23 protein-coding genes are annotated in these 22,406 nt (G+C 71.1%); 11 read left to right on the top strand and 12 right to left on the bottom strand.

All coding sequences use genetic code 11. The features are described 5' to 3' along the window. The coding region (locus tag L0984_RS25705; RefSeq protein ID WP_234197185.1) for a recombinase family protein at nt 1-383 on the top strand (383 nt) is incomplete at its 5' end. A gap of 235 nt (nt 384-618) precedes the next feature. Beyond that, entirely contained in the window at nt 619-906 is a 288-nt protein-coding gene (locus L0984_RS25700) for a hypothetical protein (protein ID WP_234197183.1), read from the top strand. Nucleotides 907-925: 19 nt separating this feature from the next. On the opposite strand, the gene L0984_RS25695 is transcribed toward L0984_RS25700, so the two are convergent. Next, complete coding sequence (locus tag L0984_RS25695; RefSeq protein ID WP_234197181.1) at nt 926-1,390, bottom strand: Cd(II)/Pb(II)-responsive transcriptional regulator; 465 nt, start codon at nt 1,388-1,390, stop codon at nt 926-928. A gap of 56 nt (nt 1,391-1,446) precedes the next feature. Between L0984_RS25695 and L0984_RS25690 the strand changes: the two genes are divergently transcribed. Further along, nucleotides 1,447-3,615 (top strand): heavy metal translocating P-type ATPase, encoded by a 2,169-nt coding sequence (locus L0984_RS25690; protein WP_234197180.1) that lies wholly within the window; start codon nt 1,447-1,449, stop codon nt 3,613-3,615. Nucleotides 3,616-3,630: 15 nt separating this feature from the next. Here L0984_RS25690 and L0984_RS25685 read toward each other — a convergent pair whose 3' ends face one another. Then, nucleotides 3,631-3,960 carry a four-helix bundle copper-binding protein gene (locus tag L0984_RS25685; RefSeq protein WP_234197179.1) on the bottom strand — a complete coding sequence of 110 codons (330 nt, stop codon included), beginning with the start codon at nt 3,958-3,960 and terminating at the stop codon, nt 3,631-3,633. A 177-nt stretch (nt 3,961-4,137) separates the two neighbouring features. Between L0984_RS25685 and L0984_RS25680 the strand changes: the two genes are divergently transcribed. From L0984_RS25680 to L0984_RS25655, 6 genes are all read left to right on the top strand, one after another. Further along, on the top strand, nt 4,138-4,605 hold the full coding sequence (locus tag L0984_RS25680; RefSeq protein ID WP_234197177.1) for a hypothetical protein: 468 nt from the start codon (nt 4,138-4,140) through the stop codon (nt 4,603-4,605). 78 nt (nt 4,606-4,683) lie between these two features. Further along, on the top strand, nt 4,684-6,228 hold the full coding sequence (locus L0984_RS25675) for a TolC family protein (protein ID WP_234197175.1): 1,545 nt from the start codon (nt 4,684-4,686) through the stop codon (nt 6,226-6,228). Beyond that, the gene (locus L0984_RS25670; protein ID WP_234197174.1) at nt 6,228-7,625 is read left to right on the top strand and encodes a multicopper oxidase family protein; all 1,398 of its coding nucleotides are present in this window, start codon (nt 6,228-6,230) and stop codon (nt 7,623-7,625) included. The genes L0984_RS25675 and L0984_RS25670 overlap by 1 nt, the downstream gene beginning before the upstream one ends. Before the next feature lie 166 nt (nt 7,626-7,791). After that, complete coding sequence (locus tag L0984_RS25665; RefSeq protein WP_234197173.1) at nt 7,792-8,103, top strand: copper-binding protein; 312 nt, start codon at nt 7,792-7,794, stop codon at nt 8,101-8,103. A 61-nt stretch (nt 8,104-8,164) separates the two neighbouring features. After that, nucleotides 8,165-8,443, top strand: a complete 279-nt coding sequence (locus tag L0984_RS25660; RefSeq protein WP_234197171.1) for a type II toxin-antitoxin system Phd/YefM family antitoxin — start codon at nt 8,165-8,167, stop codon at nt 8,441-8,443. Next, nucleotides 8,440-8,781 (top strand): type II toxin-antitoxin system RelE/ParE family toxin, encoded by a 342-nt coding sequence (locus tag L0984_RS25655; RefSeq protein WP_234197170.1) that lies wholly within the window; start codon nt 8,440-8,442, stop codon nt 8,779-8,781. The genes L0984_RS25660 and L0984_RS25655 overlap by 4 nt, the downstream gene beginning before the upstream one ends. 44 nt (nt 8,782-8,825) lie before the next feature. On the opposite strand, the gene fabG is transcribed toward L0984_RS25655, so the two are convergent. The 10 genes from fabG to L0984_RS25600 form a co-directional block, all read right to left on the bottom strand. Continuing rightward, nucleotides 8,826-9,557, bottom strand: coding sequence for a 3-oxoacyl-ACP reductase FabG (gene fabG, locus L0984_RS25650; protein WP_234197169.1), 732 nt, complete (start codon nt 9,555-9,557; stop codon nt 8,826-8,828). A gap of 61 nt (nt 9,558-9,618) precedes the next feature. Continuing rightward, entirely contained in the window at nt 9,619-10,083 is a 465-nt protein-coding gene (locus L0984_RS25645) for a hydroxymyristoyl-ACP dehydratase (RefSeq protein ID WP_234197168.1), read from the bottom strand. Continuing rightward, the gene (locus tag L0984_RS25640; RefSeq protein WP_234197167.1) at nt 10,080-10,844 is read right to left on the bottom strand and encodes a class I SAM-dependent methyltransferase; all 765 of its coding nucleotides are present in this window, start codon (nt 10,842-10,844) and stop codon (nt 10,080-10,082) included. The genes L0984_RS25645 and L0984_RS25640 overlap by 4 nt, the downstream gene beginning before the upstream one ends. Nucleotides 10,845-10,922: 78 nt before the next feature. Next, nucleotides 10,923-11,738 (bottom strand): polysaccharide deacetylase family protein, encoded by an 816-nt coding sequence (locus L0984_RS25635; protein WP_234197166.1) that lies wholly within the window; start codon nt 11,736-11,738, stop codon nt 10,923-10,925. Further along, the gene (locus tag L0984_RS25630) at nt 11,735-14,137 is read right to left on the bottom strand and encodes an MMPL family transporter (protein ID WP_234197165.1); all 2,403 of its coding nucleotides are present in this window, start codon (nt 14,135-14,137) and stop codon (nt 11,735-11,737) included. Before L0984_RS25630 ends, L0984_RS25635 begins: the two co-directional genes overlap by 4 nt. Beyond that, nucleotides 14,134-14,757, bottom strand: coding sequence for an outer membrane lipoprotein carrier protein LolA (locus tag L0984_RS25625; RefSeq protein ID WP_234197164.1), 624 nt, complete (start codon nt 14,755-14,757; stop codon nt 14,134-14,136). The genes L0984_RS25630 and L0984_RS25625 overlap by 4 nt, the downstream gene beginning before the upstream one ends. Continuing rightward, a complete protein-coding gene (locus tag L0984_RS25620) occupies nt 14,723-15,751 on the bottom strand; it encodes an acyl-CoA synthetase (RefSeq protein ID WP_234197163.1) in 1,029 nt (342 codons plus the stop codon). The genes L0984_RS25625 and L0984_RS25620 overlap by 35 nt, the downstream gene beginning before the upstream one ends. Further along, nucleotides 15,748-17,472: an AMP-binding protein gene (locus tag L0984_RS29900; protein ID WP_305079924.1), complete on the bottom strand. Its 1,725-nt coding sequence runs from the start codon at nt 17,470-17,472 to the stop codon at nt 15,748-15,750. The genes L0984_RS25620 and L0984_RS29900 overlap by 4 nt, the downstream gene beginning before the upstream one ends. Continuing rightward, entirely contained in the window at nt 17,469-18,092 is a 624-nt protein-coding gene (locus tag L0984_RS25605) for a hypothetical protein (RefSeq protein ID WP_234197162.1), read from the bottom strand. The genes L0984_RS29900 and L0984_RS25605 overlap by 4 nt, the downstream gene beginning before the upstream one ends. A 5-nt stretch (nt 18,093-18,097) precedes the next feature. Next, on the bottom strand, nt 18,098-18,379 hold the full coding sequence (locus L0984_RS25600) for a phosphopantetheine-binding protein (RefSeq protein WP_234197161.1): 282 nt from the start codon (nt 18,377-18,379) through the stop codon (nt 18,098-18,100). A 176-nt stretch (nt 18,380-18,555) separates the two neighbouring features. On the opposite strand from L0984_RS25600, the gene L0984_RS25595 reads away from it, so the two are divergent. Together L0984_RS25595 and chrA are read left to right on the top strand one after the other, a co-directional pair. After that, nucleotides 18,556-20,103 carry a helicase HerA-like domain-containing protein gene (locus L0984_RS25595; RefSeq protein WP_234197159.1) on the top strand — a complete coding sequence of 516 codons (1,548 nt, stop codon included), beginning with the start codon at nt 18,556-18,558 and terminating at the stop codon, nt 20,101-20,103. Between the two features lie 484 nt (nt 20,104-20,587). Next, a complete protein-coding gene (chrA, locus tag L0984_RS25590; RefSeq protein WP_234197158.1) occupies nt 20,588-21,937 on the top strand; it encodes a chromate efflux transporter in 1,350 nt (449 codons plus the stop codon). Nucleotides 21,938-22,406: the final 469 nt, after the last annotated feature.

Below are 22,406 nucleotides of genomic sequence, written 5' to 3'. Positions count from 1 at the left end.
CCTCGCTGTCCGAGTGCATCGACACCGGCACCCCGGGCGGCATGCTCGTCTTTCACATGATGGGTGCCCTCGCCGAGTTCGAGCGCTCCCTCATCAGCGAACGCACCAAGGCCGGCATGGCTTCCGCCAAGAGCCGCGGCAGCCATGTCGGCCGGCCTCGCGCCCTCTCCGACGATCAGCTCGACGCGCTGCTGCTCGAGCTGCAGCACGAGCCCCTGGAGCAGGTCGCGCAGCGCATGGGCGTGCATCCGCGCACCTTACAGCGGTACATGAAGTCAGCCGACGCCGATCCCACGCACATCGGGCAGGCACACGCACCGGCGTGCGGCCGGCCTCGATCTGTCGACGCCGACCACACGGCCGATCAACGGCCCAACGCATGACGCGCACGCCTCGCAGCGCGAAACCACCTCTTCGGCGCCGCGGCCTTTCAGGGCGCTGGCGCAAGTGAAAGGCTGCCCGCTGCCTCGCAACCAGCCGGGCGCCATGAGGAGGTTCGGGAGCCTCGACCTACCGGCGCCCCAAGGCTTGTCCTACGAGCAAAGGTCCGGCCGGCCCTCACACTGCCGACCTTGAGCTGGACGAACGCGTGCAGACCCAGGACCGACACAAGCCACCATGACCGACACACCCGACCCCCGATTCGCAGCATGGATGCGGGCCGAGCGCGACACGTACGAAGCCATCCACCAGTTGCAGCAAAGCACGCAGGGGGGTCGGCGGATCGTCAAGGCAGAGGCCATGGCCCGGATCTCCGCACTGAGGCGCGAGGCCGATCGGCGCTTGGCAGAGCTATCCGGGATGGAGCCGCCAGTGGCGCGTGTCGAGCCCCGGCCCAGCGCGGAGTTGGCACAACGGCCCTTCACCCGGCCCGCCCCCGCAACCGCCCTGGGCTACAAGCACTAGCCGGACTTCCGCTCACCGCTCATACATGGCGCCGAGGCCCGGCCTGCGTGGCGGTGCCTTCGGCGGTCTGCGCATCCGCACGCGCATGCAGCGCCTCGATGGTGTGGCAGTAACTGTCCTGCCCGTCGCAGCGGTCGCGCAGCGTCTTCAGGTCCTGCTCCAACGATCGAAGCTCCGCGATGCGCTCGCGCACATGCCCCAGGTGCGCATTGAGCACCTCGCAGGCCGCGCTGCAGTCGGCCTTGCTGCGCAGGTCCAGCGACAGCAGGGCACGCACCTCGTCCAGCGACATGTCCATGGCCCGGCACATGCGGATGAAGCGCAGGCGGTGCACGTCGTCGGCGCTGTAGAGCCGGTAGCCGTTGTCGGCCCGCTGCTCCGCGCCGAGCAGGCCTTCCTTTTCGTAGTAGCGGATGTTGGCGGCGCTGACGCCCGAGCGACTGGCTGCCTCGCCGATGCGCAGGTGGGGGCTTGCAGAAGGCATGCTTGACCTTGAAGTGGCTTGAAGGTTTTCAATGCTGGCACGAAAGCGAAAACCCGATGACGAGCCGCCCTTCCCCCTCCCTCGCCGGCGAGCCGGCGCACCGCCACCGCACGCCGCACACCCACGCCACCGAGCCGGTCGCCCCGCCTGCGGCGCCGCGCACGCTGCGCATTGCCGCGGTTTGCGGTACCGGCTGCGGATGCGGCGCCCCCGCGCCTGCGGTCGCCGCCACATCCCCGTCTCACCGCCAAGCCGACCACGGTCACGGCGATGGTCACGCGCACGACCATGACAGTGCCCACGCGCACACGCATGCACACGAGGCCGGTGATGGGCACGACCACGGCCCCCTGCCCGGTCCAGCCCGCATCGCCGCTGCCCTCGGCGTCGCCATCGCGGCCGAGCTGAGCCACCTGTTGCTGCCCGAAGCCCCGGCGTGGCGGATCGCCGGCATGGCGCTGGCCGCCGGGGCCATCGCGCTGGCCGGCACCGGCATATACCTGAGTGGCCTGCGCGCCCTGCTGCGTGGACGCCTGGGCATCGACACGCTCATGGCCGTGGCGGTGACGGGCGCCTTCCTGATCGGCCAATGGCCCGAGGCGGCCATGGTGATGGCGCTATATGCGCTCGCCGAACTGATCGAGCACAAGGCGGCCGACCGCGCGCGCAACGCCATCTCGGGCCTCATGGCCCTGGCGCCGGACGAGGCCGAGGTGCAGGCCGCCGACGGCAGCTGGCAGCGCGTGCCCGCCACCAGCGTGACCCTGGATGCCATCGTGCGCATCCGCCCCGGCGAGCGCGTGCCGCTGGACGGCCAGGTGAGCGCCGGCCGCAGCACCATCGACCAGGCGAGCGTGACCGGCGAAAGCATCCCGGTCGACAAGACGGTGGGCGACCCGGTGTTCGCCGCCACCGTCAACCAGGGCGGCGAGCTGCAGGTGCGCGTGACGGCGGTGTCGGGCCAGACCACCCTGGACCGCATCATCGAGGCCGTCGAGAAGGCGCAGGAGTCTCGGGCGCCCACGCAACGCTTCGTCGAGCGCTTCGCCGCCATCTACACGCCGGCAGTCTTCATCGCCGCCGTGGCCGTGGCCGTGCTGCCGCCCCTGCTGCTGGACTGGGCCTGGCTGGACGCCATCTACAAGGCGCTGGTGCTGCTCGTCATCGCCTGCCCGTGCGCGCTGGTGATCTCCACGCCGGTGACCGTGGTCAGCGGTCTGACGGCGGCCGCGCGCCGCGGCATCCTCATCAAGGGCGGCACGCACCTCGAAGGCGCGCGGCGGCTCCGGGCCATCGCGCTCGACAAGACCGGCACGCTGACCCAGGGCAAGCCGGTGCTGGTGCACTGGCAGGCCTGGGGCGATGCAGATCCGGCCCAGGTGCAACGCGTCGCCTCGGCCCTGGCGGGCCGCTCGGACCATCCGGTCTCGCTCGCCATTGCCCAGGGCCTCAACACGACCGAGGCGATACCCGGCGTCGACAGCTTCGAAGCGCTCGCCGGACGCGGCGTCCGGGGCGTGGTCGACGGACTGCCGCTGGTGCTCGCCAACCACCGCCTGATCGAGGAGCAGGGGCTGTGCAGCCCGGCGCTGGAAGCCCTGCTGGCCGAGCACGAGGCGCAGGGCCGCACCCTGACCCTGCTGGCCGGCGAACATGCGGTCCTCGGCGTCTTCGCCGTGGCGGACACGCTCAAGGCCGGCTCCAAGGAAGCGGTGGCACGCCTGAAACGCCTGGGCGTCACCCCCGTGATGCTGACGGGCGACAACCCCAGCACCGCCCGCGCCGTGGCCGAGCAGGTCGGCATTGCCGACGCGCGCGGCGGCCTGCTGCCGCAGGACAAACTGGCCGCCATCCGCGACCTGCAGCAGCGCCACGGCGTCATCGCGATGGCGGGTGATGGCATCAACGATGCGCCCGCCATGGCCCAGGCCGACATCGGTTTCGCCATGGGCGCTGCCGGCACCGACATTGCCATGGAGACGGCCGACGTGGTCATCATGAACGACGACCTCGGCCGCATCGCCGACACCGTGGCGCTGTCGCGCCGCACGCATGCGCTGCTCTGGCAGAACATCACGCTGGCCCTGGGCATCAAGGCCGTGTTCTTCGCGCTGGCCATCGCCGGGCAGGCCACCATGTGGATGGCCGTGTTCGCCGACATGGGTGCCAGCCTGCTGGTGGTGGCCAACGGGCTGCGGCTGCTGCGCGGTCTGCCCGGGCGCTGACAGATCTGGAAGTTCTCAGCCAGCCATGGCCCGGCAGGCGTCGGCGCAGTCGCGGCAGGCCGTGGCACAGGCCTGGCAGTGGTCAGCCTCGTGCTGGGCGCACTCGGCAGCGCAGGCATCGCACAGGCGGGCGCAGAGCGCGCAGATGGCCGCCGCATGCTCGCTGCCGCGGGCCAGCGCCGCGGCCGCGAACTGACAGGCCGCGGCGCAGTCCATGTCGAGCCGGATGCAGCCGGCCATGGCGCCCGGATCGGGCTCGCGCAGGCAGGCCGCGGCGCAATGGCTGCAGGCCACGGCACAGGCGTTGCAGACGTCGATGCAGTCCTGGTGGTCGATGGGCGTCATCGCAATGTTCCTTTCATTGGTGGAGGGCAAGCGTCTTGCCGGGTGACCCAAGCCTGCGACGGCGTGCACATCGCGATGTCGGACGATGGTGCATGAGACTGCGAGGGCAAGGCTGGCTCCGCAGCGGCGCAGCGGCCCTGCGGGGCGTCAAGGCCCGTGCTGGCGTGCACTCCTAGAATGCCGCCCGTGCGCCTCTTCGTCCTGGTCCTTGCCCTCGTCCTGCTGCCCTTGCGTGGCTGGATCGGTGGCGCCATGGCGGTGGAGGTCACGCCCGCCGCGCCGTCCACACATGCCGCCCACGCGGCCAATCCGATGCCGGCGCCGCAACACATGCCGGCGATGGCGGCTGCCACAGCGCAGCCCCCGGCGCACTGCCATGAGCATGCCGCGGATGAGGGACACGGCATGCAAGAAGCATCGCCCCACGTCGCCAGCGCCCTGTCCGTGGCGCACCAGGGCGACGACAGCGGCACCGCGCACGACCACGGCCACTGCGGCCTCTGCCAGATCTGCCATTCGGTGGCGATGACCGACGCGGCACCGGCAGCCCCTGTTGCGCCGCCCGCACGCGTGCAACCCCGCAGCAGCGCCCCGCACTTCGCAAGCGCCCTGCTCGCCCAGGCCGACAAGCCGCCCATTTCCTGAACGTCCTGCCCGTAGTCCGTCCGCCGCAGCCGTCCTGACGCGCCGCGGTGCCGATGCATTGCTTCAAGGAGCGTTCTCTTGTCCACCCCTCTCGTCCCGCGCAGCGTGCGCGGGCTGCCGCTGCGGCGCCGTCACGACAAAGCGCCGCCGTTTCCCCATCTTCCCATCGCGGCGCCGCCAGCCATGTTGCGCCGTGCGTCCTGCACGGCCCTGGCAGGCGTCGCCCTGCTGCTCGCCGGCTGCGCCAGCCTGTCGCCCGAGGGCGATGCACCGCAGGCGCTTTCGCTGGTGCAGGGCCGGTCGCTCGTCGGCGACGCCCGGCCCCAGCGTGGGCCCGACACCGCATCCGCGGCGCAGGCGGAGGCGCTGCTGGCCCGGCCGCTCGACCAGCAGACGGCCGTGCGCATCGCCCTGGCCCAGAGCCCCCGCATGCAGGCCGCCTTCGCGGCCCTGCAGTTGTCCGACGCCGAGCGGGCGGAAGCAGCCACGCTGCCCAACCCCGTGTTCTCCTTCAGCCGCCTGCGCGAGGGCCGCGAGCTGGAGCTGGACCGGCTGATCAGCTTCAACGTGGTGGGCCTGCTCACCCTGCCGTGGCGCGCCCGCTGGGCCGACCAGCGGCAGGAGGCGGCCCGACTCGATGCGGCGCAGGCGGTCCTGCAGCTGGCGGCCGACACGCGCCGTGCCTGGCTGCGCGCCGTCGCGGACCGGCAGAGCGCCCTGTACCTGCGCGACGTGCGCGATGCCGCCGAAGCCGGCGCGACACTGGCCCAGCGCATGCAGAAGGCCGGCAACTGGCCCGCCCTGCAGGCCGCACGCGAGCAATTGCAGCAGGCCGACGCACAGGCCCAGTTGGCCCGCGCCGAGCAGGCCGCGACCGCCAGCCGTGAGGCCCTGGTCCGTCTGCTCGGGCTCGATGGCGCGCAGGCCGCGCGGCTCACGCTGCCCGACCGCCTGCCCGACCTGCCCGCCTCGCTGCCCGCCGATGCCGACCTGCAGGCGCAGGCCCTGCGTGATCGTCTGGACCTCCGCGCCGCCCGCGCCGACGCCGCAGCCACGGCCGAAGCGCAGGGCCTGACGCGCGCCACCCGCTTCGTCGACGCCATGGAGCTGGGCGTTGCGCGCAACACCACCTTCACCAACGACATCGACCGCGGCCGCAGCACGCAACGCGGCTGGGAGATCGGCCTGCCGATCCCGCTCTTCGACTTCGGCCAGGCGCGCAGTGCGCAGGCCGAGGCACGTTACCTGCAGGCCGCCGCCCGCGTGCGTGGCGTGGCGCTGGCCGCAGCGAGCGAAGTGCGCGAAGCCGAGGCCGCCCGCCGGCATGCGTGGCAGATCGCGCACCGCTACCAGGCCGAGGTGCTGCCGCTGCAGCGCCAGATCAGCGACGAGATGGTGCTGCGCTACAACGCCATGGGTGCCAGCGTCTGGCAGCTGCTGGCCGAAGCCCGCGCCAGTGCGCGAACGGTGGATGCGGCCATGCAGGCCCAGCGCGACTTCTGGCTCGCCGAGGTGGATCTGCAGATGGCGCTGACCGGCAGTTCGCCCGCCGGCCTCTCGGCCCTGCGCGGTGCCGGAACAGGCGCAGCCCTCGCCAACTCGACGAACGAAGGAGGCCACTGATGGACCGCCGACACTTCTTCTCCGGCATGCTGGCCGGCGCCGCCGCCGGTGCCGTCAGCCGCGTCGCCCTGGCCGCCGTGCCCGAGGCCGCGCAGCAGACCGGCCCCGCCACCGCCCCGCCGCTCCTGCCGCCCGACGGCCGGCCCTACGACCCGGTCGTCACCCTCAACGGCTGGAGCCTGCCCTGGCGCATGAAGGACGGCGTCAAGGAGTTCCACCTCGTCGCCGAGCCCGTGGTGCGCGAGATGGCACCGGGCTTCAAGGTCAACATGTGGGGCTACAACGGCCAGTCCCCCGGGCCCACCATCGAGGTGGTCGAAGGCGACCGGGTGCGCCTGTTCGTCACCAACCGGCTGCCCGAACACACCACGGTCCATTGGCATGGACAGCGCGTTCCCAACGGCATGGACGGCGTCGGCGGCATCACGCAGCCGCACATCCCACCGGGCAAGACCTTCGTCTACGAGTTCACCGCGCGCCGGCCCGGCACCTTCATGTACCACCCGCATGCGGACGAGATGGTGCAGATGGCCATGGGCATGATGGGCTTCTGGGTGACGCACCCCAAGGTGCGCAACCATCCGCAGATCGCCCGCGTGCAGCGCGACTTCTGCTTTCTGCTCGGCAGCTTCGACGTCGAGCCCGGCAGCGCCACGCCCAAGGTCAACACCATGACCGACTTCAACACCTGGGCCTTCAACAGCCGCGTCTTCCCGGGCATCGACCCGCTGTGCGTGAGGCGCGGCGACCGGGTGCGCATCCGCGTGGGCAACCTCACCATGACCAACCATCCGATCCATGTGCACGGCCATGAATTCGAGGTGACGGGCACCGATGGCGGCGCGGTGCCACGCAGCGCACGCTGGCCCGAGGTGACCACCGACGTCGCCGTCGGCCAGATGCGCCAGATCGAGTTCATCGCCGACGAGGAAGGCGACTGGGCCCTGCACTGCCACAAGAGCCACCACACCATGGGCCCGATGGGCCACGACGTGCCCACCATGATCGGCGTGGACCACCGCGGCGTCGCCGACACCATCCGCCGGCTGGTGCCCGACTACATGGTGATGGGCGACAAGGGCATGGCCGAGATGGGATCCATGCAGATGCCCCTGCCCGACAACACCCTGCCCATGATGACCGGCCGCGGCCCCTTCGGTCCGGCCGAGATGGGCGGCATGTTCACGTTGCTGAAGGTGCGGCGCGACCAGGCGCTCGGGGACTTCCGTGACCCGGGCTGGTTCAGGCATCCGGCCGGCAGCGTGGCGCATGAGGTCGATGCGGGCCAGGCGCCTTCTGCGGCGAGCCGAGCCGGTCCGGCAGACGCTGTGGCTCCAGGCATGACCGATGCCGCACCCGCCTCCGTCCGTAAGCCCGGTGGCCATGACCATCACTGACAAGGGCACCGCCGCCTGAGGCTCGATTGCCGACGCCAACGAAAGCCGGTACGTCACGTCCCTCATCTTTCCCGACTCTGCCGCGCCCGGCGTTTCCCCGAACCGGAAGGGCGGACATCGCCCAGCGCATGACAGAGCCACAGATTCGATTTCGAAAGACCCACCCATGAACAAGAGAAGCTTCCTCGCCCTGCTGCCGGCCACGACCGCCTCGGTCTTCCTGCCCACCGCCTTCGCGCAAACCGATGTGCCACTGCCTCAGGTCGACGGCGAAGTCCGCCGCGTCGATGCCGCCCAGGGCCGCATGACCTTGCGCCACGGCGACATCCCCAACCTCGACATGGGCGCGATGACCATGGTCTTCCGCGTCCGTGACCCGGCGCTGTTGAAGGAGGTGAAGGCGGGCGACAAGGTGCGCTTCACGGCACAGATGGTCGACGGACAACTGACCGTGATGTCGCTCACGGTTGCGCACTGAGCGGCCGATTGGAAAGGACTGGAAAAAGTCTATATTCAGTCCTCTTTCCCAGGAGCCGCGAATGCGCTATTCGACGCAAGTCAAACCGATCAGCTACCTCAAGGCCAACGCAGCTGAAGTGCTGGACACGCTCGCGCAGCGGCGCGAGCCTCTGGTCATCACCCAGAACGGCGAGGCCCGCGCCGTGATCCAGGACGTGGCCTCCTTCGAGGAGACCCAGGAGACCCTGGCCCTGCTCAAGCTGCTGGCCCTGGGCCAGCAGGATGTGGAGGCCGGGCACCTCAAGCCGCTGGCCGATGTGGTGCAGCGGCTTCGCAGCAAGCATTCCGGCACCGAATGACGCGCAAGCCGAAGGGCTTTCAGGTCCTGCTGACCCGCGGTGCGGAGCAGGACCTGGAATCGCTCTACGACTACGTGGCCGAAGCCGACAGCGTCGCCAACGCCCGTCGCCTGCTGGACCGCATCACAGCGACCCTCGACGGCCTGGCCCATATGCCGGAGCGCGGCAGTCACCCCAGAGAACTGCTGAGCCTGGGCATCAAGGCCTACCGGCAGGTCCTGTTCAAGCCCTATCGCATCGTGTACCAGGTGCTGGACCACCGGGTCGTGGTCCACCTGATCGCCGACGGGCGGCGGGACATGCAGACCCTGCTCGCACGCCGGCTGCTGGGTCGGTGATAGCGCGACTGATCGGCTTTGTTTTCAGCCGACCCGGATGGCTTTCAGGCCATCCCGCCATTCACCGAAATGACCTGCCCCGTGATGTACCCCGCCTCCGCGCTCGCCAGAAAGCCGGCCAGCGCAGCCACCTCTTCGGGTGTGCCGGCGCGCTGCGCGGGCACCATCTGCTTGACCATCGCCGGGTCGAAGGCGGCGTCGGCCATGGGCGAGGCGATGATGCCCGGGGCGATGGCGTTGACGGTCACGCCGCGCGAGGCCACTTCCATCGACAGCGCCTTGGTCGCGCTGTTGAGCGCGCCCTTGGCCGCGGCGTAGTTGACCTGGCCGCGGTTGCCCATGATGGCGGCCACGGACGAGATGTTGAGGATGCGGCCCCAGCGCGTGCGCAGCATGGGCAGCAGCAGTGGCTGGGTGACACGGAAGAAGCCGTTGAGCGATACGTCGATCACGCGGTGCCATTGATCGGGCCGCATGCCGGGCATCACGGCGTCGTCGTGGATGCCCGCGTTGTTGACCACCACCTGCACCGGCCCGCCCTCCAGCATGCGCGCGCAGGCGGCCGCCGTGGCTTCGTCGTCGGTCAGGTCGAAGACGTGGCATTCGGCCTGGCCGCCGGCCGCGGCGATGCGCACAGCCAGGGCCTCGATGGCGTCGCGGCGTCCGTTGGCATGCAGCAGCACGGTGGCGCCGTCGCGCGCCAAGCGCTCGGCGATGGCGCTGCCCAGGGCACCGCTGGCACCGGTGACGAGGGCGCGCTTGTTCTGAAGGGTCATGGGGAAGTACCTCCGTCGGTGACGGTGTCAGGGACACCGGTCGTGATGGCCGGGCAGGCGCTCAGGGCGCGGCGTCCGGCAAGGGCGTGTTGAGAACGACCACCGCCCGCCCGTCCGCGACGGACTGGCCGTCGGCATCGAGCACGCGGAAGGCATAGAGCACCTGCTGCGCGTCGCCGGACAGGCGCTCGGCATGGAGGTGCAACGGCGCGGGGGCGTCGTCGAAGCGGGCACGATGCAGGCGCACGTTGCGCGTGCTGGCCAGGTAGCCGGCCGCGGGCGGCCCGTCACCCGTGCTCAGCAGGCCGCCGTGCAGCGCCATGGCCTGCGCCGCGAACTCGATGGCGCAGGGGGCGAGCAGGCCCGAGGCCGTGCGCATCGGATTGGCCGGGTCCGCATGGGTGGCCGTCGTGCAATGGATGGACTGCGCATCCCAGGCTTCGAGCCGGTCGAGCAGGCACATGCTGCCTGCATGGGGAATGCGCGCGGCGATGCCGCTGCGGTCGAGGGTGGCAGGCGCGGTCATGGCAGGTCCGAGATCAGCAGCACATTGGCGAAGGGCGTGCCCTGGCTCATGGGCATGGGCTGCACCGCGAAGCCCAGGCGCTGCAGCAACGCGATCCACTCGTCCAGCGTGCGGCCCCAGGTGGGCGAGACCTTGTGGCCGCGGATGCGCGTCACGGTGCGGTCCACCCACTGGCTGATGGCGAAGCCGCGGCGGCTCGCGGCATCGCCCACGCGCAGCAGCAGCCGGCCGGGCACGCCGTCACGCTCCGCGGTACCCGCGGCCAGCGCATCGCGCACCCGCACGAGCACGCCTTCCTGTGCGGCATGGTCCACGTAGTGCAGCACGTCGAGGATCACAACCACGTCGCAGGCCGGAAAGTCGGCCTCGCACATGTTGCCGCAGACGATGGTGGGCGTGGGCCGGATGTGGCCGACCGAGCGCTGCGCGCGCTCCACGTCGCGCGGCATCAGCTCGATGCCGGTGTAGCGGGCATCGGCGGGCAGCGGCGCCCAGGCGCCAGGCCAGCGGCCCTCGGCGCGCACCGCCTGGGCCGTGTGCAGCACGTTGGCGAACAGGCTCTGGCCCGAGCCGATGTCGAGCATGCGCGGCCGGCCCTCGCCGATCAGGCCACGCTCGACGATGCCGCGGAACACCGGGTCATGGCCGAGCTTGCCGCGTGCGAAATGCCAGGCGAAGTTGCCGCCCTGGCGGTAGGGCTCGGTGGCGCGGGCGTGGAGTTCGCGCCACGCGGCGTCGGAGGAAGGCGGGGTCGAGGTCACGGATGCGTTGGGGTCATGGCGCCCTCTCCGTTTGCTGGAGAGGTGCACAGGCGTAGAAGGTCTGGTGCGCCGAGCGGTTCACGCATGGCCGAGCGCATGGGGCAAGGTCACGGCGCGCAGGCCCTGGCGCGAGAACTGGTCGAGCAGCGGCGGCAGCACGTCGAGGATCACCGGCCGGCCGCTGGATGCCAGCGCCGCATGGCCATCGTGCAGCAGCAGGATGTCGCCGGCGCGCAGGCCGCGGGTCAGGCGTGCCAGCACGCGGGCCGGGTCGCGCTCGCGGGTGTCGAAGCCGCGGCGGGTCCAGCTCACCAGCTCCAGCCCCAGGCGATGCAGCACCGGGGCGAGGAAGGGATTGCGCAGGCCGGCGGGCGCGCGGAAGCAGCTTGGCCGCTGGCCGACGACGGCCTCGATCATCTGCTGCGCGCGTTCAATCTCGGCATGGAAACCGCGCGGGCCGAGCATCGAGAAGTTGTGCCGGTGCCGCGCCGTGTGGTTCTGGATGCTGTGGCCGCGGGCCACGATCTCGCGCGCCAGGCCTGGATGCGCCTGCACCCGTTCGGCGATGCAGAAGAAGGTGGCCTTCTGGCCGTGGGCGTCGAGCAGGTCGAGCACGGCCGGCGTCACCGCCGGCTCGGGCCCATCGTCGATGGTCAGCGCCACTTCGTTTCGCGCTTCGGCGGCGGCAGGCAGGCGCAGCGTGTTCTGGCCCAGCCAGTGGCTGCGCGGCGTCAGGCCGATGGCGGTGATGGCCGCATGGTTGAGCACCACCGCGCCCAGCGCCCAGGGCCAGGCACCCGGCACAAGCAGGCTCGCCCCCAGCGCGCCGGCATGCAGCACCGCACTGCCTTTGAGGAAGGGCGTGGGCTGCCAGCGGCCAGCCAGGGCACTCATGCCTTCGCCGTCCGTGCGAAGGCGGCCGACAGCAACAGCGCCAGCAGTGCACCGGGCGCCACCACCTGGCCGATGGAGGCCAGCGAAGGGATGTCGGAGATGGCGATCAGCGTGAACGAGATCACCGTCGTCAGGTTGGCCAGCATCAGCGAGGCCAGCGTGTCCTCGTCGGCATGGCCGGTCTCGCGCAGCTGGTCGAAGAAGAGCGCGTAGTTGGAGCCCACGGCCACCACGAGCAGCAGGCCCACCAGGTGCAGGATGGACAGCGCCATGCCCATGGCCGCCATCGCCCCAAGCGTGAGCGCCACGGCGGCGGCCAGCGGCTGGCACACGGCCAGCAGGCGCCGGCCCGAGCGCAGCCAGGCGCCCAGCAGCAGCACCACGGCCAGTGCGCCCAGGCCCACCTGCACGAAGGCCTCGTGCAGATAGCGCTTGTAGAGCGCACCCAGCTCCTCGCCGACCTCGGCCACCGACACGCCCGGCAAGCCCTGCAGGGCGGCGACGACGTCCGCATGCTTGAACTGCGGGCCGGGGTGCAGCGAGATCATCGCGGCCCAGCCGCCACCCGGCCGCTCGAACAGCAGCGCGTCGACCACGGCGCCGAGCGGCCCCTGGCGTGCGTCCTCGCGGCTGATCAGCGGCGCCGCGCGCGCCGCCTCGACCTGGGTCACGAAAGGTGCCAGGCGGTCGGCCGCGATGGGCAGGCCAACGGTCGCCTCTTCGAGCCGGGCACGCAGCGTGGTGGCGTCGGGCAAGGCCTCGCGCCGCTGCATCTGCAGCGCCTGGCTGGGCAGGATGCGGGCTACGCTGTCGTAGCCCAGCAGCGCGCCGCGCTCCACCAGCGGGTCGAGCCGCGCGCCGGCCGCCTCGGCCTGGCGCAGCGCCGCCTCGACGGTGTCGCCATAGGCCACCACCAGCGTGGCGCCGTCGCTGGCGCCGATGTCGCCGCGCAGTTGCTCGTCCAGCGCCTGCGATTCGCGCGAGACCGGGCTCATCGAGCTGAGACCGGCGCGCCAGAGCTGGTCGCCCTGCCACAGCACCAGCGCGAAGCCGGCGACGGCCAGGGCCATCAGCGGCAAGCGAAGACGCGGCAGCGCGCGCACGATGGCGCCGGCCGCGTGCGCCATGTAGCGGCGCAGGCCGCGGCCCGAGGCGCCCTGGGGCGCCAGCACCGGCAGCAGGAAGCGCGTCGCCACGGCCGCGGCCACCAGGCCGGCGATGGAGAAGACGCCCAGCTGCGCCAGGCCCGGAAAGCCCGAGAACACCAGCGCCGCGAAGCCCGCCACCGAGGTCAGCAGACCCAGGCGCACCGTGGGCCAGTGCAGGTCGCGCCAGCGCTGCCAGCCCGCCTGCGCCGGACCCTCGCCCGCCACCTGGCGGGCCTGGATCAGGTAGTAGATGGCGTAGTCCACCGTCTCGCCGATCAGGGTGCTGCCGAAGCCCAGCGTCAGGCCATGCACGCCGCCGAAGACCAGGCTGACGGCGGCCGTGCCCACCACCACGCCCGTGGCCACGGGCAGCATCGCGATCGCCAGCGCCCGCAGCGCGCCGAAGGCCAGCAGCAGCAGGCCGCTGACCACGATGGCGCCCACCACCGCCAGGTGGACGGCCTCGCGCTTGATGCTGTCCCGGCTCTGCACCGAGAACACGGCCGTGCCGCTCATCAGCAGGCGCGTGTCGCTGGCGCCGACCTGCGCGGCCGCCTGGGCGAAGTCGGCCTGGATGGTGGCGATGGCCTGCGCCTGGGCGTCCAGGTCGCCGCCGGCGGCGCGGGTGCTGGCCAGCAGCAGCGCGCGCGGCGCCTCGCGCGCGGCCCACACGCCGTCGACGCTGCGCGGCGCGGTGGCCGGAATCAGCGTCTCGGCCATGCGGGCGGATTCGCCCGTGGGGTCGCGCTCCAGCAGCGGCTTGAAGGCGTTGCCGCCCGGGGTGCCCAGCAGCGAGAGCGTGTCGAGGATGGCGTTGCGCAGCCCCTCGACCGTGAAATGCTCGGGCGTGACCGCGGGCGACAGCTGGTAGCGCCGGTCGAAGACCCAGGTGCCGGCGTCGCGCCACTCGCTCTGGTCGCCGTTCTGCACCTGGTCGAACAGGCCGCTCTTGCGCAGGCGCTGGCCCAGCTCGCGCGAGACGGCCGCGCGCTGCGCCTCGTCACGCCCGCCCTCGATGCCGATGAACAGCGTGCGCGAGGCCACGCCCGTCTGGATCTGCTCGATCAGCATGCGCTGACGCGCATCGGGGTGGGCGGGCAGGAAGGCCGAGAGGTCGGCGTCGATCCGGGAGCGGGCGATCACGCCCACACCGGCCGCGAGGACCAGCAGCCACAGCAGCACCACGGCCAGACGGCGCGCAGTCGGGAGACCGGCGTCCTGGGCCGGCGCGGCAGGAGGACGGCGGCTCATGAGCCGGCAGGCCCGGGCACGATGTTCATCACCGAGCGGTCGCCGCCGATGAACTCCATCTCGATGCCGCGCACGTCGCTGCCGATGCCCGACAGGCGCAGGCTGCGCACCTGGGCGGCCAGCGCGGGCAGCGTGGGCAACAGATCGAGCGTCCAGGCCTTGGCATCGCCCTTCACGTCGGCCTTGAAGTAGCGCAGCAGCGCCGGCGCGTTGCCGCTCAGGGTGCCGCGCATGGCTTCCATCATGCCCTGCAGCTCGGGCATGGCATCCAGGCTCAGGGTGCGGGTGCGGCCGCCGCGCGAAAGGATCAGCACGTTGCCCTGCACCTCCATCGACTCCGGCCGCGGCGTGAGCGTGCGGCGCACCAACTTGTCGGGCGCGGTGAAGCTGAGCACGCCGGCCGAGTCGAGCGGGCCGTCCAGGCCGCGCACGTAGCGCTGCTCGGTGAAGCGGGCCTCGCCGCTGCGGCGCTGGGCCAGCAGGGCCATCAGCTCGTGGAGGTCGAACGCCCAGGCAGGTGCCGCAAGCAGTCCGGCCAGGGCCAGCAGCAACGCGGCGCGCAGGCGGCGCACGCCGGCCAGGGCCTCACGCACGCGGCGAATCTTCGAGCCAGAAGTCATGGAAGTTGAACCAGTTGTGGGGATGGGCGCGGCACAGGTCTTCCAGGCGCCGCACATAGGCTTCGAGGGCTTCGCGGATGCGGCGTTCCCGCTCGGCGGGATCGAGCCCGCGGGCGCGGCGCGGAGGCGGGGCACCGGGATCGGTGGCGCCACTCTCCACCGCCGGCGCCGAGAAATCGGCCAGCGGCTCGAACACCACGCGGTAGCGGTTGCCGCCCAGGTACAGGCCCGCCATGAACACGGCCGGCCGGCGCAGCAGCGCGGCGAGGCGGAAGGGCCCGTCGTTGAACCAGGCCGGCTGGCCCAGGAAGTCGATCTGCACGCGGTTGCCGCGCTGGCCGCCGTCGTCCTCGCCCACGGCCAGGGTACGGTCGCCGAGCATGCCGGCCATGCGGCCGCTGTCCAGCCAGTCGCGCATTTCCAGCATGGCGGCGGGCCGGCCCAGGGCGATGATGTGCGGCCGGTATTCGGGCAGGCTGATGGCCTCGAGCACGGCGTTGATGCGGCGTGCGTTGTCGGGGTACATCAGCATGGCCAGCCGCAGGTCGACCGGCGCCTCGGCCTGCTGACGGCAGGCCGACAGGGCCTCGAAGCTGCCGATGTGCGCACCGACCAGGAAGGCGCCGCGACCCGCGCGCACATCGGCCTCCACGGCTTCGCCGCCCTGCACCTGCACGTCGAAGAGCGCCATGCGCGCGCGCAGGAAATACACCCGGTCGAGCACCGTCGACGCGAAGTTGTGCAGCAGCCGGTAGCCGTCGCGCCAGCCCGCCTTCGGCCCGATGGCCCGCGTCAGGTAGCGCCGCACATGGCGACGCGGCGTGGGCGCGAAGAGCAGGAAGTACAGCGTGATGGGATGCAGGATCAGCCGCGTGAGCGGCCGGCCGCAGCGCAGCGCCATCCAGCAGATGAAGCGCAGCGCCAGGATGTTGCTGCGCTCGGGCGCGCGGGCCCAGTCGGTGCCGGGGCGCAGGTCGTCGCCGAGGGCGCTCATTGCAAACCTCCGGCTTCGCCTGCGGTGCGGGCGCCATCGCCCGGCAGCCAGCGTCCGCTGGCGGCCACGGTGTCGCCCATGCGCACCTCGAAGCGCATGCCGGCCGCCACGCCCGTCTCGGGCTGCAGGTCGAAGACCAGATCGGCGCCCGGACGCACCGGCGCCAGGAACTTGGCCGCCGCCAGCATCGGCGCGTCGCCCAGGCGCGCGCGCAGCGACGGCACGCCGCGCATCGCCTCCAGCAGTTCGGCCAGCAACAAGGCGCCCGGCAGCAGCGGCTGGCCGGGGAAATGGCCGGCAAAGGCGGGATGGTCCTCGGGCACGCGGTGCGACAGCCGCACCGGGCTGCCGTCCGCCGCCAGTTGGGCGAGCGCGAATTCGCGCAGCTCACGACGCGTCAACTTGCCGGTGCCCACCCGCGGCAGCGCCTGCACATGCACCACGCGGCGGGGGACGAACACCGGTTCGACGCGCTCGCGCAGGCCGACGATGACCGTCGCGGCATCCACCGAGGGCGCCACCACGAAGGCCACCGGTCGCACCACGCCGTCGGCGACGTCGTCGGGCAGCCAGAAGGCGCCGTCCTCGACGCCGGGAATGCTGTTGAGGTGGAAGTCGAGGTGGCCCAGCGACGTCCGCCGGCCCGCCACGTGCACCAGGTCGTTGGCCCGGCCCAGCAGGCGGAAGCGGCCATCGCCCAGCAGCTCCAGCAGGTCGGCCATGGGCGTGGGCGCGGGAATGAAGTCGCCCGAGAAGACGAAGCGCTCGGCACCATCCGGGCCGGTCTCGGCCTGCACGCGGATGTCGCCCATCACCTCCCACACCTCGCTGCGCACCGGGCAACGGGTGGCGACCTGGCCGGTCTCGGTGCTGCCGTAGATCTCGACCATCACGCCGCCCGTGGCGCGCTCGGCCTGGGCTGCCAGTTGCGGCGACAGCGGCGCGGTGGCGGACAGCACCATGTCCACCGGCGGCACGGCCAGCCCGGACTGCAGCAGCGTCTTGAGGTGGAAGGGCGTGGTGACCAGCGCGCGCGGCCGTGGCACCGATTCCAGCGCCTGCACGATGTCGGCCGGATAGAACGGCCGCCCGGCCTCGAAGGCCGGCCCGCCGAGCATGGCCAGCAGCGCCGAGGACTCGAGGCCGTAGCTGTGCTGCACCGGCACGGTGGCCACCAGCGTCAGGCCGTCCAACGATGACAGGCCAAGCAATTGGCACAGCCGCGGCACCGCGGCGGCCACGTCGCCCACCAGCGTGCCCCAGGTCTTGGCATGCGGCTGCGGCACGCCGGTGGAGCCCGAGGTGAGCAGGCTGGCCGCGTGGCGATCGAGCGCGATGGCCGCCCAGTCGGGCATGGCGGCCAGCGGCGTGCGCGCCCCATCGGCGTCGACCTCGACGCGCTGTGCGAGTCCGGCACCGTAGGGCTCGCCGGGGTCGACCAGCGCGAAGGCCGCGGGATGCTCGGCGCAGACGCGGGCCAGGGTGTCCTCGCGCGCATCGGGCGGCAGCAGGCTGGCGTGGCCGCGCAGCAACGCCGCCGCCAGCCCGACCGAAAAGCGGTAGCGGTCGCCGCACAGGTTGACGGCCGGGCCTTGGGCCGGAAGCTTGGCGGCGACGGCCTCGACATCGGCGAGCCAGGCCAGTGCACTGATCGGCCGGCCATGACGCCAGGCCAGCGGCGCGCGCAGGTCGCGCGGGCCGAGCAGGTGGGACACGCTCATTGCTTGGCAGGCGCGTAGAAGGCGCGAACGGCATCGATCAGCCGCACGCGCTCGAACTCGGGATGCAGGCGGTAGCGCAGCAGGTATTCGCCGACGAACAGGGCGCCGACGCCGACGGGCGTGATCACGTTCGAGAACAGCGACCAGTCCTCGAAGGGCCGCAGCAGGTACACGGCCAGCGAGAGCACGCAAACCACGCAGAAGTACACCGTCCACACCGCCGTCACGCGTGCCGTGTAGTGCCGGATGTCGGGCGTGAGCGCGTGGATGCGCTGCGCAAACTGCCCGATCAAGGAGATCTGCCCCCCGCGCAACGTGCCACCGAACCAGCCGGCCAGCAGCGCGTTGATGCCCACGTGCTGCAGCACATAGAGCGGATTGGGATCACCGGCATGGCCACTCATGATCAGGGCCAGCCCGGCCAGGCCCAGCACGGCCACCACAGCCAGGCCGGCACGCCCCAGGTGCTGGCCCGCCAGCCCCATGCCGGTGAGCCACAGCGGCGCCAGCAGGACGACCACCGCCCAGGGCTCGGCCGCGTGATAGACCATCATCCAGTGCGAGGCGCCGGCATAGGCCACGCCCACCAGCAGCATCAGCGCAATGCGCCAGGCGGGCATGCCCCTTACCCGGCCTTGTTGGCGGCGACGTGGGCCGCCAGCGCGCGCAGCGAGGCGAAGATCTGCTGGTTGCGCTCGTCGTCCGAACGCAGCTGGAAGCCGTAGCGACGCGAGATCTCCAGCGCCACTTCGAGGATGTCGATGGAGTCCAGGCCCAGCCCGTCGCCGTAAAGCGGCGCCTCGGGGTCGATGGACTCGGCGGCCACTTCAAGATTGAGGGCGCTCACCAGCAGTTCGGCCAGCTCGTTCTCGAGCGGAGTGCGGTCAAAAGAGGTGGTCGAGGACAAGAGGGGCTCCCGGATGTGTAGAGATGAACCGTCGGCCACAGTCCGTACGGCAAAAGAGAAAAATTATAGGAGTCGCCCCGATGGCCATGGCCGCGGCCGGTGCGGCCGCGACACCCCGCCGCAGCCCTCGCCCTTCGGTAGACTGCCGCGGTTTTTCGCCCTGATCCGGGAGTCCCATGGCCGATCCTCTGCTGCTGGCGCGCCACGGCGCCATCGAATGCTTCCTGCTGCCCGCCCTGGCCAATCGCCATGGCCTGATCACCGGGGCCACGGGCACCGGCAAGACCGTCACGCTGCAGACCCTGGCCGAGCGCCTGTCAGGCATCGGCGTGCCCGTCTTCATGGCCGACGTGAAGGGCGACCTGAGCGGCATCAGCCAGCCCGGCCGCATCGGCGAGCGGATGGCTGCCACGCTCAAGGAGCGCGGCATCGACCTGCCCACGCCGCAGGCCTGTCCCGTGACGCTGTGGGACGTCTTCGGCGAGCAGGGACATCCGGTACGGGCCACCATTTCCGACATGGGGCCGCTGCTGCTGGGCCGAATGCTGGACCTCAACGAGACCCAGGCCGGCGTGCTCAACCTGGTGTTCAAGATCGCCGACGACAACGGCCTGCTGCTGCTCGACCTGAAGGACCTGCGGGCCATGCTGGCCCATGTGGGCGAGAACGCCAAGCAGTACACCACCAGCTACGGCAACATCAGCGCCGCCAGCGTGGGGGCCATCCAGCGCGGACTGCTGGCCATCGAATCGCAGGGCGGCGACCGCTTCTTCGGCGAGCCGATGCTGGACATCCAGGACTTCATGCAGACGGTGGAGGGCCGCGGCGTGGTCAACATCCTCGCGGCCGACAAGCTGATGAACGCGCCGCGCCTGTACGCCACCTTCCTGCTGTGGATGCTGTCGGAGCTGTTCGAGCAGTTGCCCGAGGTGGGCGACCTGGACAAGCCCAAACTGGCCTTCTTCTTCGACGAGGCCCACCTGCTGTTCAAGGACGCGCCGAAGGCGCTGGTCGAGCGCATCGAACTGGTGGTGCGGCTGGTGCGTTCCAAGGGCGTCGGTGTGTACTTCGTCACGCAGAACCCGCTGGACATCCCGGACTCGGTGCTGGCCCAGCTCGGCAATCGGGTCCAGCACGCGTTGCGCGCCTTCACGCCGCGCGACCAGAAGGCCGTGCAGTCCGCCGCCAGCACCATGCGCCCCAAGCCGGGCCTGGACATCGGCCAGGCCATTACCGAACTGGCCGTCGGCGAGGCCTTGGTCAGCCTGCTGGATGAAAAGGGCCGGCCCGGCATCACCGAGCGGGTGTTCGTGCTGCCGCCCGCCGGCCAGATCGGGCCGGTGTCGCCGGAGCAGCGCCATACGCTCATGAGCGGCTCGCTGGTGGCCGGCGTTTACGAACAGGCGGTGGACCGCGAATCGGCCTACGAGAAGCTCAAGGGCCGCGCCGCGTCGGCACCGGACGCGCCGGCGACGGCACGGCCCGACGGGACCGGCCCTGGCAGCGCTGCGGGCACGGGGACAACCGGAGGAAATGCGGGCCAGGCCGAAGGAAGCTTCCTGAACGATTTGCTCTTCGGGACGACCGGGCCGCGGGGCGGCCGCAAGGACGGTCTGGTGCAGACGCTGGCCAAGTCTGCGGTGCGCACGGTGGGCACCAATGTGGGCAAGGAAATCCTGCGCGGCGTGCTCGGCGGCATCTTCGGCGCCAAGAGCCGGCGCTGAGACAGCCGCCTGCTGCTCGCAGTGCCGCGGCCGCATTGCGGGCGCCGCGGCGCGACGGGGCGCACGGCGATGTCACCGGCATCCGATGCCGGCTCCTGCGGCGGCAGACGACCTCAGTAGGTCGGATAGCGCACGGCGTCTTCTTCGGCGTAGCGGCTGCGGCCGACCATGAAGCCGACCAGAACGGTGCCGCACACCACGCCCAACATGAATCCTGCAATGACCATCAACATGGCGCGTCTCCATTCGTTGTGAGGGAAGCCCTGGCGGCCGCCGTCGGACGCCCGCCGTGCTTCCTGAATGTGACGATACCGTGATCGTCCCTGCGCAGCGATGGGAGTTAACCCAGTGTTAACAACTCCGACATGCCCGTCGGCCAAGGCCGCGCAGACGGGTCGGCGGCCACGCGCGGCGCGCCGATCTGGCGGTTCAGTCCGCCGTCATGGCGCGATGGGATGATGCGGAAGCGCTCCCTGTGCGGCCCATGCTCCCCTCCCCCAATACACCCTCCAAGCCTTCGCCGATCGGCTTCGGCCGCGCCCTGCTCTTCTGGCTCAAGCTCGGCTTCATCAGCTTCGGGGGACCGGCGGGGCAGATCGCCATCATGCATGCCGAACTGGTGGAGCGCCGGCGCTGGATCAGCGAGCGCCGTTTTCTGCATGCCCTCAACTACTGCATGCTGCTCCCCGGCCCCGAGGCACAGCAACTGGCCACCTACCTGGGCTGGCTGATGCACCGCACCTGGGGCGGCATCGCGGCAGGCCTGCTGTTCGTGCTGCCCTCGCTGGTGCTGCTAATCGGGCTGTCGTGGGTGTACATGGCCTTCGGGCAGCAGCCGCTCGTCACCGCGATGTTCGACGGCATCAAGCCGGCGGTCACCGCCATCGTGCTGCAGGCGGGCTGGCGTCTGGCGGGCCGCGCACTGCACAGCCGTCCGCTGATGGGCATCGCTGCGGCGGCCTTCATCGCGATGGCGGTCCTGCACCTGCCTTTCGTGCTCGTGCTCACCCTGGCGGCACTGGCCGGGCATTGGGGCGGAAGGCGCTGGCCCGGCGCTTTCCAAGGCCGGGGGGCCCATGCAGCGGCGGCGTCCGGCGATGCGCTGGCGCCCGCCGCCTGGATCGACGACCACAGCCCGCCCCCGGCGCACGCCCGCTTCTCGCGCGGCCGGATGGTCCGTGTGGTAGCGGTGTGCGTCGCCCTCTGGGCTGCGGGCATGGCCGCCGCCATCGCCATTGGCGGACTTCAAGGCACCCTCGCGCGCATGGGCTGGTTCTTCACCAAGGCGGCCTTCATGACCTTCGGCGGCGCTTACGCCGTCCTGCCCTATGTGTACCAGGCGGCCGTCGAGCACTACCACTGGCTCTCGGGCCCGCAGATGATCGACGGGCTGGCGCTGGGAGAGACCACGCCCGGCCCGCTGATCATGGTGGTGGCGTTCGTGGGCTTCGTGGGGGGCTGGAACCAGCTGGCACTGGGCCCGGACCTGCCTTTCCTGGGCGGCGCAGTGGCAGCGGTGGCCGTGAGCTTCTTCACCTTCCTGCCGTCGTTCCTGTTCATCCTGGCAGGTGGCCCGCTGGTGGAGTCGACCCGCGGCCGCCTGGGGCTGGCCGCGCCCATGGCGGCGATCACGGCGGCGGTCGTGGGCGTGATCGCGCAGCTGGCCCTGTTCTTCGCCGGTCATGTGCTGTGGCCCGAGGGACAGGGCTTCGATACCGGGGCTGCGGTGCTGATGGTGCTCGCCGCCTTTGCGCTGATCCGGTTGAAGTGGGGCGTCATGCCGGTGCTGGCGGCAAGCGCGGCAGCAGGACTGGCGCTGCGGATGCTGGCCTGAGCAGACGGCCGCGCGGGCAATCGGATCGACGAAGGCGCCACCGTACAATCCGCGCCCGCCGCTCCAAAGCAAAAAGCCCGCACTGGGCGGGCTTTCTGAGCAGCCTGGTGACGACCACCAAGTGCTTCGTTTGGCTCCCCGACCTGGGCTCGAACCAGGGACCTACGGATTAACAGTCCTGTAGGCGATCCGGCCGGGGACCCGCATGGTTCCTTGAGGTGCTACTTACGGGTGCCTAATACTCCTCCCGGACTCACTCCCTATTCCCGGGACTTTTTTGTGCAAAAGCCGGGGATCAATCACTGGATATTTGGCAGGCCGGGAGTGCCGCACATGGGCAATTTCTTGCCGTCAGCGTCGCCACTCCACCCCGCCGCGCCTTCCACGTTCCGAGGCACGAGAGGCCCTGGGCCTCGACGACGGATGCTGCGCAGACTGTGACCTTACATAGCGGCGGTCGATGTGAAGG

The organism is Pseudacidovorax sp. NFM-22 (assembly GCF_021401245.1).
Taxonomy (GTDB): Bacteria; Pseudomonadota; Gammaproteobacteria; order Burkholderiales; family Burkholderiaceae_C; genus Xenophilus.
Note: the sequence above shows the minus strand (reverse complement) of the source record. Positions and strands in the feature narration are given on the sequence as shown.

Bases quoted from the DNA above. Each gene is read 5' to 3' on its own strand.
- L0984_RS25700 (WP_234197183.1), top strand. From the start codon at position 619: ATGACCGACACACCCGACCCCCGATTCGCAGCATGGATGCGGGCCGAG.
- L0984_RS25695 (WP_234197181.1), bottom strand. From the start codon at position 1,390: ATGCCTTCTGCAAGCCCCCACCTGCGCATCGGCGAGGCAGCCAGTCGC.
- L0984_RS25690 (WP_234197180.1), top strand. From the start codon at position 1,447: ATGACGAGCCGCCCTTCCCCCTCCCTCGCCGGCGAGCCGGCGCACCGC.
- L0984_RS25685 (WP_234197179.1), bottom strand. From the start codon at position 3,960: ATGACGCCCATCGACCACCAGGACTGCATCGACGTCTGCAACGCCTGT.
- L0984_RS25680 (WP_234197177.1), top strand. From the start codon at position 4,138: ATGCCGCCCGTGCGCCTCTTCGTCCTGGTCCTTGCCCTCGTCCTGCTG.
- L0984_RS25670 (WP_234197174.1), top strand. From the start codon at position 6,228: ATGGACCGCCGACACTTCTTCTCCGGCATGCTGGCCGGCGCCGCCGCC.
- L0984_RS25665 (WP_234197173.1), top strand. From the start codon at position 7,792: ATGAACAAGAGAAGCTTCCTCGCCCTGCTGCCGGCCACGACCGCCTCG.
- L0984_RS25660 (WP_234197171.1), top strand. From the start codon at position 8,165: ATGCGCTATTCGACGCAAGTCAAACCGATCAGCTACCTCAAGGCCAAC.
- L0984_RS25655 (WP_234197170.1), top strand. From the start codon at position 8,440: ATGACGCGCAAGCCGAAGGGCTTTCAGGTCCTGCTGACCCGCGGTGCG.
- fabG (WP_234197169.1), bottom strand. From the start codon at position 9,557: ATGACCCTTCAGAACAAGCGCGCCCTCGTCACCGGTGCCAGCGGTGCC.
- L0984_RS25645 (WP_234197168.1), bottom strand. From the start codon at position 10,083: ATGACCGCGCCTGCCACCCTCGACCGCAGCGGCATCGCCGCGCGCATT.
- L0984_RS25635 (WP_234197166.1), bottom strand. From the start codon at position 11,738: ATGAGTGCCCTGGCTGGCCGCTGGCAGCCCACGCCCTTCCTCAAAGGC.
- L0984_RS25630 (WP_234197165.1), bottom strand. From the start codon at position 14,137: ATGAGCCGCCGTCCTCCTGCCGCGCCGGCCCAGGACGCCGGTCTCCCG.
- L0984_RS25625 (WP_234197164.1), bottom strand. From the start codon at position 14,757: ATGACTTCTGGCTCGAAGATTCGCCGCGTGCGTGAGGCCCTGGCCGGC.
- L0984_RS25620 (WP_234197163.1), bottom strand. From the start codon at position 15,751: ATGAGCGCCCTCGGCGACGACCTGCGCCCCGGCACCGACTGGGCCCGC.
- L0984_RS29900 (WP_305079924.1), bottom strand. From the start codon at position 17,472: ATGAGCGTGTCCCACCTGCTCGGCCCGCGCGACCTGCGCGCGCCGCTG.
- L0984_RS25605 (WP_234197162.1), bottom strand. From the start codon at position 18,092: ATGCCCGCCTGGCGCATTGCGCTGATGCTGCTGGTGGGCGTGGCCTAT.
- L0984_RS25595 (WP_234197159.1), top strand. From the start codon at position 18,556: ATGGCCGATCCTCTGCTGCTGGCGCGCCACGGCGCCATCGAATGCTTC.
- chrA (WP_234197158.1), top strand. From the start codon at position 20,588: ATGCTCCCCTCCCCCAATACACCCTCCAAGCCTTCGCCGATCGGCTTC.